Here is a 13,938-nt window from a genome sequence, read left to right as displayed (position 1 = left end):
TTTTGAGATATACTATTTTAGACCTATAAATGCATAACGCGAGATTCAAACAACATTAGCATATACTTCTCTGAATTTCAGTAGAACAAAAGAAGACCACCTATTTTGTGGTGGCCTTCTTTGTTCTACCTATTAGCTTGCTCGGAACTAAAAACTACGAGCTTTTAGCCTCTTAACCTTGCATAGATATTATTTCTGCGCAGCAGCTTCGATATCTGCATATGCCCAGTGTGTTGCTGGTACATCACTGAACGTTGGCGTAACTTCGCCAGTTAGTGGTGTGCGGTTGAACAGCACGTTCAACACTTTCACCGCTTCAGCACGTGTCAGCTTGCTGTCTGGTTTGAATGCACCATCGTTGTAACCAACCATCAGGCCAGCGGATTGCACGTATGCAATGGCTTCTGCTGCCCATTGGTCTGCGGATACGTCTGTGAAGGAAACTGCTGGACCATTTACGGTTGTTGCACTCGCTTGTTGCTGCATCCAGCGATGAGCAATCGTTGCCATCTGTGCACGGGTAATCGAACCTTCCGGTGCAAATTGAGTGTTGCTCATGCCGTTCATAATGCCAGCGGATTGAGCTTTTTGAATTTCATTTGTTGCCCAATGTGTCGCAGATACATCCTTGTAACTCACGCTATTCGTGGAACCTGCTGCCGCTTCAGTTGGAAGATTGCGAGCCAGCATAGCTGCCATCTGTGCACGTGTTACGAATGCATCTGGACGGAAATCTGCACCAAAACCTTGGATATACGGTTGGTGTGTACCTTGCGAAGCTTTCAGTCCATCCACAACAACGAGGGTGAACGTACTGAATTTGGTTACGGTAAATTCGATGCCTTCGCTGTTATCCGCGAGTTGCACAAGTTTGCCTTGAATTAATTCTTTTGTGCCGTCACTGTGTTCGATGTAGATCGCCAGGTTGTCCAATGCTTGCTGACGAGCAGCGGGATCGGTGGGCAGACTATCACGCAGTGGCAATGTCAACGTCACTTCGCGGCTCTGCATATTTGTCTCGATCTCTACTGGACGAGCCAGTACGCGTACATTCGCATTCGGAGCAATCTGTTGAATCAACTGCTCTTTCTTCGCACGTTCTTCGACTTCCTTACGCTCGGATTCCTTTTTCAAAGGTACAACGCGGAAGTACAAGTCTTGATCGAATCCGGCGATGGAATTCGTCGGAACGGAAATCACTACATTTTCAGTGGAGATTTCAAGTTTCAGCGAACCATCATTCAATTCTTTTACCGCTGCCTTAGGCAGTTCAATACGTGTCTCGGACACGGCATCTTTGGTATCTGGAATAACAATACGTGCGGTGTTCATGTTTAATTGCTTCGCTTTTTCCACCGATTCCTTGGCAATCGCTTGGGTCATTTTCACCAAATCTTTAATCGTGCCGTTGGTTTCGGTTGTACGTGTGATTGGCGTTTTGGTCAAGTTCGTACCGTTTGTTCCATTAACGTCAACCACGATCTGCTCTTGTTTCGTTGTTGGAGCAGGTGTAGAGGTTACTGGTGTAGTTGTGGACGAACCTCCACCTGTGCTACCACCCGGGTTAGGCATTGGAGTATTGCCATTATCTGTGCTGCTATCACCATTCTGTGTAAAGACAAACTTCACGGCGCGGCCTGGCAATTCATCGCTGATTGCTTTGTAACGAACCCATACCGTTTTGTTGCCGCTAAGGTCCATTTTTTGAATGAAGGCAACATCAATCCAGTGCAACTTATTGTCGAAGGAAATCTCCATCGTGTTGTCCAAACCCGTTAGGGTGTTATTGATGTCATTCCCCTTCACATTAGGAGCCGTAAAAAATCGGTTAAATACATATTGTAGATTTTCGACATCTTCGTAGCTGTCTTGTTCAGTGAGCAACCATTCTGCCAATTCCTTTTGGTCTTCAGGACTCAGCTCTGCTCTTTTGGATAAATCAAGAGCACCTGTACGGTCAAATTTGTGTTTATTGAAGAATGCTTCACCCGTAATTTGATCATTCATAGCTGAATCAAGCCATTGATCCATTCGATCAACCTTGGTAGCCTTATCAATAGACAGGTATGGCGCAGTCAAGAGCCCTAGCACAACCATAGGTTCCACGATATGCCCTTGAAAATTCCCTTCTAACCTCTCGAAGGCCACTGAATACAAGTATCTATAAGCAAAAACATTTTTGTCTACTTTGTTGGTACGTTTCAAATACTCTTGACCAATGCTCCGATATTCTTCGCTTTGTTGATCATTAAAGGATGCCGGCAAATTAGCCAACTTCTGCGCAAGTGCATCCAGCTTGTTTTTAAGAGTAACAAGTTCCTTTTGCTCCCAAACCGATTGTGCGAGGACACCCAGTTCAATCATGTATTGAACCTGTTCTTTATTTTTGAACTCTTTACTTACATATTGAATCAGGAATCCTGCAATGAAATTTCTAACCTGCGGGGTTAAAGCACCGTAGCCATCCGGCAGAGTAATACCCAGATCCGGGTTTTCCATCGCGACACGCATAGCATCTCTATCAAAGTTGCTTTTTGCAATATTTAAGGCAGTCAGTGGATCGGTTCCGTTGTCTTCAGGGAAAAATTTATTAAATGCAGTCTGAATTTCTTCAAAACTTGCATATCCACCAAGTGGTCTCTCGCTAAGCATATGGTCTGCCAGTTGTTCTTGCTCTTCAAAATTGAGATTATCCAATTTGCTAACATCCAAAGGGAAACTTCCAAGTGGAGTTTCTGTGTAGACGGAGTTATATTCCTCAACATCTTTCTGAATAGATCGAAGATGCTTCAAAGACACCAACGCTTCTGCTTCCGTTAATGCCTGGTTAAGATAAGGTGTTCTTTCAACAGCAGTGTCCGTGAATTTGATAACTCGGGAGATGGACTCTTTCCCTTTTAGCCTAATTGCATATCGATACTTAGTCATCCATTTGTCCATTTCGGAGGATGTGAGGTAAGTATTAATAAGTCGGTAGTATTCCCCTTCTGGATCGGGCTCTTTGAAATGATTTACTCGCTCTGCTTGCTTGTTATAAAACTCATCAAGTGCAGCTATTGCGTTTGGTCCATCAATTTCGCGTGTGACTTCAAGTGCCTTCAAGGCTACTTGCACCAAAAATTCAACATCTTCTTTTTTCTCATATCCAGCATTTGTTGGTGGATCTATATCCAGTAAGTATATTGCGATTTCCTCCTGATCTTTGACAGAAAGCATCTTGAAATCAGGCTCAGTGATGAATTGTTCATCGCGCAGTAATGCAATCATATCTTGGATAAAATCATTGCTGTTACCCCGATCGGCTTCTTTCTTCAGTTCGTTATATTTGGTAAGCGGTGTATCGCCATTGAAGAAAGCATCAAACGCAGTTTGAACCTGGGATACTGTTTCATAACCGTTTTGCGGCTTATGATCAATCATCCATTGAGCCAGTTCGGATTTTTTGGTTGTATCGTTCTGGATGGTCGACATCTTCTCCATATCAAAAACAAAAGGCTGGATGTTAGGGTTTGGATTAAAAATGACATTCATTTGAATGAAGTCATACATACCATAAAGAATATCCAATGATGCTTCCATGCTGGAAAGGTCAAGTGCTCCATTCAGTTCTTTATATTCGGATTCGGATATCTTAGTAACCATAAATTCCAACTGACTATTAAAATGCGTAGGATCGCTAGAATTCATGAAAATAATATTAAAGAACATAAGATTACTCGTAAACATTGATAAGTCTGCACCCATTAAACTCATATAATCATTGCCAGCTTGTGTCCAATCAGATTTTCCAACATTCGGGAAATAAGTGGACCATTCTGCCAGCAGGCTATAAACCATAGTGATGTTGTACTGCAATACGCTCGACTCAGTCTGCTTAGGAAGTGTGATAAGATGGTAAACCAAATTAAATACGTAATTGGCCTGATTGTTGTTCTCATATGGAAACTCCAGCGGAAGCAACAAGACCATGCCTCTGGCAATTTCATATTTTTGATTATCGTTCAATGCTTCATAATCTTCAGGTAGTGTGATTAAATCTTGTTGTTCAAGTAAATTTTGAACATCGCTCATCGTCGTACCCTCATCCGACTCAACATACATGTCTCTCTCCATATTAAGTTGATCCAACGGAGTAACCGGGTCAGCACTTGCAACCCCACCCACGCTAACCACCTGTAATAACAAAACCGCAATTAAAAGGCAGCTTATCAGCTTTCTGTAATTCATGTACTTGATCCTCCCTGTCTCATGATTTTTTACATATAAATTCAATCCCTCTGATACGTAAGGCCTATTGTATTGCAATGCAATAAACAGAATCTAAACAAAAAGAGTAAGTAAATGTAAAAAGATCCACCCTGTAGTACAAAAACAGGATAGATCTCAACTTTTTTCGTCATATTTCATCATTTTATTTTTAAAAAAGTATTCTTTTGGACCTATATAACTCCAGCTCTTAAATCAAGGTATACCCGCCATCCACATACAATGTGCTGCCGGTCGTAAACGTATTGGTCATCAGATACGTAACGGTATGTGCAATTTCTTCATTGTAGCCAACCCGCTTGAGCAGAGACAGCTTCTCGTAATCTTTAAAATGATCACCACGCGGCGTCCCTTCTTGACCCTCCCGCCAGATGGTTCCAGGGGATACAACATTCACACGAACCGGTGCCAATTCCACTGCAAGTGCCTTACCCAGACTCTCAATTGCGCCGTTACATGCAGCGTAGGAAGCACCCCCATCCAGTGGTCGCTGGCTGAATCCACCAGACATTAACGTGATCGAGCCGGAAGTCGAAAGAGACGGTGCAGCGTATTTAGCCGCAAAGCATTGAGGCCAGAATTTTCCTTTAAAACAACTCTCTGCCGTTTCCCGATCCGAAGTCAGTGGACCTCTAGTGTAGGCTGCTCCTGGCGTGAAGAGATGATCGAACCTGCCGATTCGGGCAAAAAATGCTTCGAGCTGTTGCTCATCCTGATTGTCCAATACATGAACTTCCACCACCGTTTCTCCAGCCACCCCTTTGCCCACAGCCTTCGTAATCTCTTCCTTTGCTTCCTCCAGTCTGGACGCCGATCTTCCCGCAATTATCACATGCGCACCTGCGGCAGCTGCCTGAATTGCCGTAGCCAGTCCGATGCCCGAGCTTCCCCCGATAATAACGACCCGTTTATTCGCCAATGTATACTGATTCATCTATGATCATCCTCTCATCTCCGGTGATGTAAGTGCTTGTGCTCTCACGTTGTGTTCATTATTCATGAAATGAAGGATGTTGAATAGTACGCATTTACATCGTACCTAGTATGAATATTCGTACTATTGGGACGGGATTACGACGGTCCCCCCCTCTTTTCACAGAGTCAATCAAGCAGAGATCGTGAAAATCCGATATGATGGAGATACATATTGTCGTATAAAACGAGGTGATTACTATGGATTTACAAGAACCCAGGTTACAGGGAGTATTAACAACGCTGGACACCATTAATGGGAAGTGGAAACCCCTTATCTTGTTTATTTTATTAAAGGAAGGTACGAAACGATTTGGTGAACTACGACGCATGATTCCTGATGTAGCCCAAGGCACGTTAACGAAACAACTACGCGAGCTGGAGCAGGATCGAATTATTGTGCGTACGCTCTATGGGGATGTTCCACCGAAGGTGGAATACAGTCTGTCCGAACACGGCCAGACGATCGGTACGTTATTGGACGGGATGTGTGGTTGGGGCAAAGCACATCTGAACTACCTCAACAGTACACAAAGCACAACCACGGATACATGAACACCTTCAATTCGAACTGTCGTGCTTGTGTAAGCCTTACCATTCCTCTATAATTTCGTTCAGATGCACAATATGGTATCGGGCGGAATCATCATCAGAGAAGATGCACATTTAGCACGATGAGATGGAAGGGGAGGAGCTTCGTTGTTGCAGCTGTCGGAAAAACAGGCACAGGATATCGTAGATAAAATGATGCAAGACATTCCATACAACATCAACATCATGAATGAGCATGGCATTATTATTGGAAGTGGTCAGAAGGAACGTGTGGGCACAGTTCATCAGGGCGCTGTCCGCGCATTAACAACAGGAAGCATGATCGAGGTTTGGCAGGATGGCATACTTGAGAAGATGGGCACCAACGAACCGATTCTAATCAATCAGCAGCATGTCGGAGTCATTGGCATATCCGGTCATCCGGATGAAGTTCGGCCTTTCTGCAACATCGTGCGTACTACCGTATCTCTCTTAATCGAACAGCGTAATCAAATAGAAAGTATGGCTCATGAAGCTTCACGTAAAAAAGCCTTTATCGAACGACTGCTCAATCAGCCGGGTTCATACTCACAAAAGGTCAAAAAGGAAGCCCTGCAATACCGTATTGATCTGCAATTGCCAACCATTCTTCTATATGTCCGTCTCCCCAAAAACTCCTTGGCCGCTGAGACGGAGGTTAACCGCATATTGCTCCAAGTCCCTTCATTCTCTATTGAAGGTGATGGTGATGATCAGATTATTCTGATCCAGAATGAAGCAGACGTTGATCGGATGATCCAGCGTTTGAGACAGGTCACACCCACAGCATTCATCGCCGTCAGCCAAAAAGAAGCGAATATCGCCACCAGTTACGAACAGGCCCGGTCCGTGATGAACATTATGGTGGCACTTCAGCCGGACTCACCGATCATTCGGTATGAGGATGTGCCCTTTCTGGTACGATTCAGTGCAGCTGATCTAACACCGCATGCCAACATCATCAGCAAACTTGAGGATACAGTTGACCTGCTGGATACACTCCGCAGTTTTATCCAACATAACGGCAGTATGACCACGACAGCAGACCATCTCAATATTCACCGCAATACCCTTCAATATCGGCTCAAACGCATACAGACCCTTACGGGCAAAGATCCCCGTAATTTGCTGGAACTCATTGAACTTACACATGGACTACTCGCGTTCTACCAATAGCGTCAGAACAGCTTCGAGAATAGCAAAAGACGAGACACAGATCACCTGATTTCAGGCATCCGTATCCCGTCTTTTTTACATCGCATTCCAATACGATCACGTAACTCCCCGTACGATCCCGATCGTCACTGATCTAAGATAGTAGACCCAGTTTCAGCACCCTGGCAATATTCTCAGTTGTACGCTCCACATTCTCAGGGCCTTCTTGCAATAACCGCTCCAGATCTGCTGCCCCGGGCACAATACCAAATATGGCATCAATGCCTTCCCCGTACAGGGTGTCGATTCCTTCGCCCACACAACCTGCAATGGCAATTACAGGTTTACCCGCTTCCTTGGCTGCCCGAGCAACGCCATAGGGGGTCTTGCCAAATTTCGTTTGAAAGTCGATACCGCCTTCGCCCGTAAATACGACATCCGCAGCAATTAATTTTTCACGCAACTCAGTGTATTCAATGACAATTTCAATGCCTTTACGCAACACTGCCTGTGTAAAAATCAAGAGTCCCGCACCCAGCCCGCCAGCCGCTCCGGCACCTGGCATATCACGGATGTCTTTGTGCAGCTGCTGCTTTACGACATCTGCATAATGGGACAGGTTCGCATCCAGTTGCTCAACCATCTCTGGGGTAGCCCCTTTTTGTGGCCCAAACACCCTTGATGCGCCATGCTCTCCACAGAGCGGATTGGTCACATCACAGGCGACAATGAACTCCACTTCCTGCAAACGCACATCCAGACCGGATACATCAATCTGAGCCAGTTGATCCAAAGCCCCGCCACCCCGCGCAAGCGGCTGACCCTGTTCATCCAGAAATTTCGCGCCAAGCGCTTCAGCCATGCCGGCACCACCATCGTTAGTTGCACTGCCACCAATTCCGATGATGATTTTGCGTATGCCAAGGTCCAGACACGCTCGAATCAACTCTCCTGTTCCGTAGGTTGTCGTCCGTAGCGGATCTCGAGCTGCCTTGCTTACCAGATGTATGCCACTGGCCGATGCCATCTCGATGGCCGCCGTTGTTCCGTCACCCAGAATGCCATACTGGGCAGTCACTGTCTGACCTAATGGTCCGCTCACCTCTTGCTGGTGAAGGGAACCGCCCGAAGCATCCACAAGGGACTGTACCGTGCCTTCCCCACCATCTGCCATGGGTACATGAATATAGTCTGCCGTCGGGTATACTTTACGCAAACCTTTTTCCATCGCGATACATACTTCTTTCGCTGTCATGCTTTCTTTAAACGAATCCGGTGCCAGAACAAATTTCTTCTCTCCAGTTTCTCTCATCTCTCTCACTCCATCCGTTAGATTAAAGGATAAATCCGTACAGTAACGTCGCTACGATAGCCATCGTGCCGCCCACAATCGCCTCATATGGAATCACGCCCATCCGCTGACGAATCGTCATCTTCATGCTATCAGCCGACACGTGGAAGTAATTGCCCTGTGGCAGGGAATCAATAACAGTCGCACCCGTGTGCACCATAACTGCCGCTGCAAGCGGTGCCGTACCCATGTTCAGGATGGCATCACCGAAGGAGCCCGTTGCTAGAATAACACCTGTTGACGTCGAGGCCGTCGCTGCCGCCATCAAAATACCCGCGATTGGTGCGAGGAAGGTACCGGATATTCCAGAGGCTTCAATCAGACCCACCACCTGACCTGACAGATCTGAAGCAGAGATGAGCCCTGCTATTCCGCCTGCACCTACCAGAATGAGCACAGTTGCGGTCATTTTGTTTAATCCTGCGGTTGTATACTTCACAATATTTCTGCCTTGCCCCATCGCCAGCATACCGATGATGCCTGCAATCGGCAGAATGTACATCGCATCCACTTTAAAAGTAGACAATGCTTCAATGCCCGCAATAGAACCGATGGGATTAATCATCAATAGGATGATCGCAACCAAAGGGGCAACAATGGCTTTGCCAAGTGGTGGATACTTCGATGTATCTACATCGCCCTGTTCGGCTTCCTGATCAGAAACCATAACCCCTTTGTTCTTAAGCATTGAAGCTACAATAACAGTTACAATTAAACCGCAGATGGCTGGAATTACGCCTGCCAGCATAACGTTGCTCAGATCCAGATCGAATCCTCGCGCTGCTGCAATGGTATTGGGATTCGGGGAGATAATGTTCCCCGCTTTGCCTCCACCCGATAAGGCCAGCAGCAATGCCAATTTGGATATACCCATTTTATTACCTACAGACAATGCAATCGGTGCAACGATCAACACGGCTACGGGGATAAATACACCAACTGCGGTAATGATCATCGTAGCCAGCGCCAAGGCGAGAATGGCTTTGCTGCCGCCAAATTTCCGTACAATTGCCTGCGCTATCGTCTCTGCTGCTCCCGATTCCATCATCACACCCGCAAGCACCCCGGCTGCCAGTACACGGAGTACGGTTCCCATGACACTTTGTGTGCCATCTACCAGTATATTTACGGTCTCTTCCAGGTTAGCGCCGCCAATTAAAGCGCCTACAATTGCACCCAGAAATAAAGAATAGACCGGATTCAGCTTCCTCAAAATTAAAATGATGGCAATAGCCAGTCCTGCCAGCGCGCCAATCCAGCTAATTGTTAATGGTTCCATTGTCAATTGCCCCCCATGCACTTGTTGAACACGCTTTCATTATAGTTGCTGGAGGCGAGAATAAATATTGATGAAAGGACGAAATTCATTGTGCATTTGCACAACACGAAGGACAGACTATCCTCATCATCACCCTAGAGTACGTTTTCAAAGCTGAAACCCAAGCGAACGGGATTCAAATCCTTCCTCTCACTCACTATTGGAGCAAAGGGTGAAACCGAGCGCTAAAGAATCTGAGACGTCTTATTGAGCGGTTAGAAGCGTCCTCAGAAATGTAAGGAACCTGAGACACGTTATATCTGAATAAATAGCCGTTTGCAGCGTTTTTATCAAGGGATTGCGGGAAATAACGTGTCTAATGTTCCTTACATTTTCAAAAGAGGGCCAAGAGGCCAAATAAGACGTCCTGTGTTCCTTAGAAAATCGTTCACTCATTCGCGGGATCAGCTCGGCTTGGGTTCGAGACTTTTGGGGCACTAACATCCACACTTGTATAGCTTGCCTGACCTTGAAGATACAACCTAGAGGAGAACACGGTTTTCCATAATATTTTTCATGCTGATATGGGATTTAGATGGTCCCAGCTTCACCAGTGAATCCTGAAATTCGGCAAGTTCTTCAATGGACGCCGTCTGTACCTTGATCAGATAGTTATACTCGCCGCTAATCCGATAAACGTCCGTGACTTCGATGGCCTGTTCACAGAACTGGACCAACTCGTCGCAATGCTCTGTTTTGAGCAAAATAAACGTTGTGGTTCCACGGTTTAACCGGGCCAGATTATAGATGGTTGAATATCCCGTTATCACACCTCTTTCCTCCAGTTTCAGGATTCTTTCCTTAACCGAAGGTTGGGACATGTTAATTTCTTTGCTTATCTGTGCAACGGGGATACGTGCATGATGTTGCAGCAAACGCATAATCTGCTGATCGATCTCATCTATTATATGTTCCATTTGTAAGACCTCCGAGTCGTCGCCTAATTTAATAAGGTTTTTCTAATAAATTAGCTAAAAATAGTTAGATTTTATCTCATTATATCCTTTGATATTGCATGGTTCCAATGTGATATCAACCCTATAATTTAGAATACAATCTGAAAAAGGAGCGATGAACTGTGAGTGTTATTGGACTTGCACATGTAGCCATTCAGGCTCGTAATTACGAAGATACTCTGGCGTTTTATACAAAAGCATTGGGATTCAAGGTTGGTCACTCCTGGAGTTTGCCTTCCTTCCACATTACCGAGGCATGTATGCTGATCTCTCCGGATCAGCGCACCTGCATTGAGGTATTTGACCCAAAAGCCGTCATTCCCGCCGAGGGTGAACCTGCCACCTCGCCTGAAGCGGTCCGGCACGGCGCACTATTACATTTCGCCTTTTACGTGCGTGATGTAGAAGACATCTATCAGCAAGCGCTCGCCCACGGAGCCAAAGACTATGTTGAACCGGATTGGATATCGCTTGGCGAACCTGCACTTCGGGTTAGAAATGCGCTCGTCCACAGTCCGAATGGTGAAGTGATCGAATTCCTCGAAGAGGTTAATTTCGACCGATCCTTACCATCATCCATATGAAGTACACAAACAGCCTGTTGCCTCGTCATTCGTGGCAGCAGGCTATTTCATGGTTCGATTCCTTGGCAAGCATCAGCACACGCACCTACCCTACTCTTGCTCTGCATTCCCCAGCGTATACTCGCTTAGCTTCCCTTCATAGACCAATTGCAATCGTTCACTCTGGCGAAAATCATCCGGTGTCACCAGCGCAGGCAGCTTGTTCCACAACTTGATGCCTGAACGCTGCAGAATCTCGGCTACAAATTGGGAGCAGAAGTAGGAGTTGCTGAACTCCACCGGTTCCTTGAGCGTAATGCCAAGCACGCCGAGCAGATTGTACATATATTTCTGACGGCTGCGGATGAAGATGTGCAGCACACGTTTCATCTTTTCCACTTCACGATCCGTCACCTGAAGCTCGTATATGACACATGTCGTATTAGGATACTTGCTGTATGTACCTGTCTGAATATCTTCCTTCACAAACCCGCCATTCAGTGGATTGCTCGGATGCTTGCGGCCGAAGCTGTACAGCTCGGTTAACTCCCGGTCAAATGAGATCGATGCGTGATTATATGGCGCTCGGGTATAGCTCTGAATAACCTTGGTAAACAACGTTCCTGTATTCGTAAGCAAGATATAGATGGAGCGTTCATCTGTCATAGCAAAATTTCCCCTTATCAAGTTGGCACTATTCCTTCATAATAACATAGGTACCCTATAATGGAATCTTACTTTGAATAAGCAGGTGATCGGTACGTGAGCAGTTCACTCTTTACACTAACGTTAATCTTCACAGCTTTACTTGTGATACATATCGTGTACAAAATTATTGCAAAGCTTCAGCCAAGCAAAGACTATTCAGGCATCGGCCAAAAAATCAAAACCTGGTGGGGTATGTTTGTGATCTTCTGCCTCGCCACCCTTTTTAACCCCATCGTGTCCCTCATCTCCCTTATGGTGCTTGCATTCTTCTCACTCAAAGAATACTTCTCCATGATTCGCAGTACACGCAAAGCCGACCGCAGGCTGTTCCTATGGGCGTATCTGGCGATTCCGGTTCAGTTCTACTGGATCTACATTGGATGGTATGGCATGTTTATCGTGTTTATTCCACTATATGTGTTCCTGGTGCTTCCCTTGCCTCGCCTGATTAACAAAGGTACGGTCGGGTTCCTGCGCAGTGTCAGCTCTACACAATGGGGACTGATGCTGATGGTCTTTGGGCTGAGCCACCTGGCCTATTTCCCGTTCGCCACACCGGAGTATGGGTCCAAGCTCGTGTTGTTCCTGGTCGTGTTAACACAACTGAACGATGTGGTGCATTATCTGGTCTCTCTCTATCTGGGCAAACGAAAAGTGGTGCCTACCGCCAATCCATTTGTCACCTGGGAAGGGTTTGCGTGTGCGTTTATTGTAACGACAGCTACGTCTTATTTCATCCATCCCTACCTGACGCCATTTGATTGGAAATTCTCGCTGTTCATCGGGGTGTTGATCAGTTTGGCCGGATTCTTCGGCAGTCTGACGGTGTCTGTACTGAAGCGCGATCTGTTAATTGGAGATGACAACAAGTTCGATTCACTCAAAAAAAGCTACCTGAGCCGGGTCGACAGCCTGACCTATACCTCGCCGGTTATGTTCCACGTAGTCCGCTATTTCTTTGACTTTATGTAGCAACTATATAAATTGAACTAAACAGTAATTTTTACACTTGCCACTCCGATGACAGAACAACCTTCAGATCGCTGTTATCCCCCGATTTTTTAATTAATTTTATAAAGGTGAAAATCAGGGTATAAAGGCGAAGTTTATGCTTCCGAAGCAGCTTTCCTTTAGAAAGCTTTTAGCTCCGCTTCTTCTGGTTATTTCTGTCCTCTACGTTCTCGTGTAAATCTTCAGTTCAATCTATATAGATGTAGCAACAGATAGATCGGCGAGCTTGTAATTATGTATGTCAAAAAAAGCAGCCCCAGTGGCTGCTTTTTCTGTTCAACAGACTCCTGACGGAGCCTTCATGATATGCCTGCTACTTCAACGTAATTTCTTTCTCGGACATGATTTCGTTCCCCTCATCATTGGTGAAGACAAATGTCGCTTTGCCCCGCTCGCCCTTCATCTCATCCGAATAGATAAAGCCTGAGAACTGTCCATTGCCGCTAAAGTAAAAGCCATCTTCTCCATTTCCACCATGTTCAATGGCTTCCTGTAGCGAATTCACAATCGTCACCGTGTTAGACGTCCATCGCATCTCCGTTAGTGTATACCCCTTCGGAACCTGTTTAATTCCAAAATCAAAGCTGTTACCCTCGCTCGGTTTCTCCGACTGGTCAATGACGATATCAATCTGCTCAGACGGTTCAGTGGATTCCGATTGAGCCGTAGGCTTGCCCTCATCACCACTGGCACTGCCTTTGTCATTGTTATTCTTCGCATCCGCATTCGGAACAGAGTTTTCTCCAGCTTCCTCTACGGGTTGCTTCGATTGCGGATAGGCGTGCTCCTGAACCGATTCATTATTATTCTTGGCGCCACAGGCACTAACTAATAGCGAAATACAGAGCACAGACATGCAAAGTGCAGATTTCTTTATATTTATTTTCATCATCTAATTCTCCCTTCATCCATTTACAGCACATATATCTATATAAGTTGAACTAATCATTTACACGATAACGGAGAGGACAGAAAAAACCTGAAAAAGCGAAGCGTTCGCTAAAAGCTTTCTGAAAGAAAGCTGCATCGGAAGCATACGCTATCCCCGGATTTTCCCTTTAAGAAAAG

11 protein-coding genes are annotated in these 13,938 nt (G+C 45.7%); 4 read left to right on the top strand and 7 right to left on the bottom strand.

Features of this window, described 5'->3' with window-relative positions; translation table 11 throughout:
• Positions 1-189: 189 nt before the first annotated feature.
• Positions 190-4,227, bottom strand: a complete 4,038-nt coding sequence (locus tag NSQ38_RS06040) for an S-layer homology domain-containing protein (RefSeq protein ID WP_339787771.1) — start codon at positions 4,225-4,227, stop codon at positions 190-192.
• Positions 4,228-4,456: 229 nt separating this feature from the next.
• On the bottom strand, positions 4,457-5,200 hold the full coding sequence (locus NSQ38_RS06035; RefSeq protein WP_339787768.1) for an SDR family oxidoreductase: 744 nt from the start codon (positions 5,198-5,200) through the stop codon (positions 4,457-4,459).
• A 239-nt stretch (positions 5,201-5,439) separates the two neighbouring features.
• Between NSQ38_RS06035 and NSQ38_RS06030 the strand changes: the two genes are divergently transcribed.
• Both NSQ38_RS06030 and NSQ38_RS06025 read left to right on the top strand, forming a co-directional pair.
• A complete protein-coding gene (locus NSQ38_RS06030) occupies positions 5,440-5,793 on the top strand; it encodes a helix-turn-helix domain-containing protein (RefSeq protein WP_339787765.1) in 354 nt (117 codons plus the stop codon).
• Between the two features lie 144 nt (positions 5,794-5,937).
• Positions 5,938-6,984 carry a sugar diacid recognition domain-containing protein gene (locus NSQ38_RS06025; protein WP_339787762.1) on the top strand — a complete coding sequence of 349 codons (1,047 nt, stop codon included), beginning with the start codon at positions 5,938-5,940 and terminating at the stop codon, positions 6,982-6,984.
• 133 nt (positions 6,985-7,117) lie between these two features.
• On the opposite strand, the gene NSQ38_RS06020 is transcribed toward NSQ38_RS06025, so the two are convergent.
• The 3 genes from NSQ38_RS06020 to NSQ38_RS06010 all read right to left on the bottom strand — a co-directional run bounded on the left by NSQ38_RS06020 (position 7,118) and on the right by NSQ38_RS06010 (position 10,549).
• Complete coding sequence (locus NSQ38_RS06020) at positions 7,118-8,275, bottom strand: glycerate kinase (RefSeq protein WP_339787758.1); 1,158 nt, start codon at positions 8,273-8,275, stop codon at positions 7,118-7,120.
• A gap of 22 nt (positions 8,276-8,297) precedes the next feature.
• On the bottom strand, positions 8,298-9,593 hold the full coding sequence (locus NSQ38_RS06015) for an SLC13 family permease (RefSeq protein WP_339787756.1): 1,296 nt from the start codon (positions 9,591-9,593) through the stop codon (positions 8,298-8,300).
• 521 nt (positions 9,594-10,114) lie between these two features.
• Positions 10,115-10,549 (bottom strand): Lrp/AsnC family transcriptional regulator, encoded by a 435-nt coding sequence (locus NSQ38_RS06010; protein WP_036611653.1) that lies wholly within the window; start codon positions 10,547-10,549, stop codon positions 10,115-10,117.
• Between the two features lie 161 nt (positions 10,550-10,710).
• On the opposite strand from NSQ38_RS06010, the gene NSQ38_RS06005 reads away from it, so the two are divergent.
• A complete protein-coding gene (locus tag NSQ38_RS06005; protein WP_339787753.1) occupies positions 10,711-11,172 on the top strand; it encodes a VOC family protein in 462 nt (153 codons plus the stop codon).
• A gap of 90 nt (positions 11,173-11,262) precedes the next feature.
• Here NSQ38_RS06005 and NSQ38_RS06000 read toward each other — a convergent pair whose 3' ends face one another.
• The gene (locus NSQ38_RS06000) at positions 11,263-11,817 is read right to left on the bottom strand and encodes a hypothetical protein (protein ID WP_339787750.1); all 555 of its coding nucleotides are present in this window, start codon (positions 11,815-11,817) and stop codon (positions 11,263-11,265) included.
• A gap of 96 nt (positions 11,818-11,913) precedes the next feature.
• Here NSQ38_RS06000 and NSQ38_RS05995 point away from each other — a divergent pair, with 96 nt between their 5' ends.
• A complete protein-coding gene (locus NSQ38_RS05995; protein ID WP_076213755.1) occupies positions 11,914-12,831 on the top strand; it encodes a phosphatidate cytidylyltransferase in 918 nt (305 codons plus the stop codon).
• 352 nt (positions 12,832-13,183) lie between these two features.
• On the opposite strand, the gene NSQ38_RS05990 is transcribed toward NSQ38_RS05995, so the two are convergent.
• On the bottom strand, positions 13,184-13,762 hold the full coding sequence (locus tag NSQ38_RS05990; RefSeq protein ID WP_338589406.1) for a hypothetical protein: 579 nt from the start codon (positions 13,760-13,762) through the stop codon (positions 13,184-13,186).
• Between the last annotated feature and the right edge of the window lie 176 nt (positions 13,763-13,938).

Source organism: Paenibacillus sp. FSL R7-0313 (genome assembly GCF_037969885.1).
Taxonomy (GTDB): Bacteria; Bacillota; Bacilli; order Paenibacillales; family Paenibacillaceae; genus Paenibacillus.
Note: the sequence above shows the minus strand (reverse complement) of the source record. Positions and strands in the feature narration are given on the sequence as shown.

What these genes read in the sequence shown, in the direction of transcription:
- NSQ38_RS06000 (WP_339787750.1), bottom strand. Translation starts at nt 11,817, where the DNA reads ATGACAGATGAACGCTCCATCTATATCTTGCTTACGAATACAGGAACG.
- NSQ38_RS06020 (WP_339787758.1), bottom strand. Translation starts at nt 8,275, where the DNA reads ATGAGAGAAACTGGAGAGAAGAAATTTGTTCTGGCACCGGATTCGTTT.
- NSQ38_RS06030 (WP_339787765.1), top strand. Translation starts at nt 5,440, where the DNA reads ATGGATTTACAAGAACCCAGGTTACAGGGAGTATTAACAACGCTGGAC.
- NSQ38_RS06010 (WP_036611653.1), bottom strand. Translation starts at nt 10,549, where the DNA reads ATGGAACATATAATAGATGAGATCGATCAGCAGATTATGCGTTTGCTG.
- NSQ38_RS05990 (WP_338589406.1), bottom strand. Translation starts at nt 13,762, where the DNA reads ATGATGAAAATAAATATAAAGAAATCTGCACTTTGCATGTCTGTGCTC.
- NSQ38_RS06040 (WP_339787771.1), bottom strand. Translation starts at nt 4,227, where the DNA reads ATGAATTACAGAAAGCTGATAAGCTGCCTTTTAATTGCGGTTTTGTTA.
- NSQ38_RS06015 (WP_339787756.1), bottom strand. Translation starts at nt 9,593, where the DNA reads ATGGAACCATTAACAATTAGCTGGATTGGCGCGCTGGCAGGACTGGCT.
- NSQ38_RS06035 (WP_339787768.1), bottom strand. Translation starts at nt 5,200, where the DNA reads ATGAATCAGTATACATTGGCGAATAAACGGGTCGTTATTATCGGGGGA.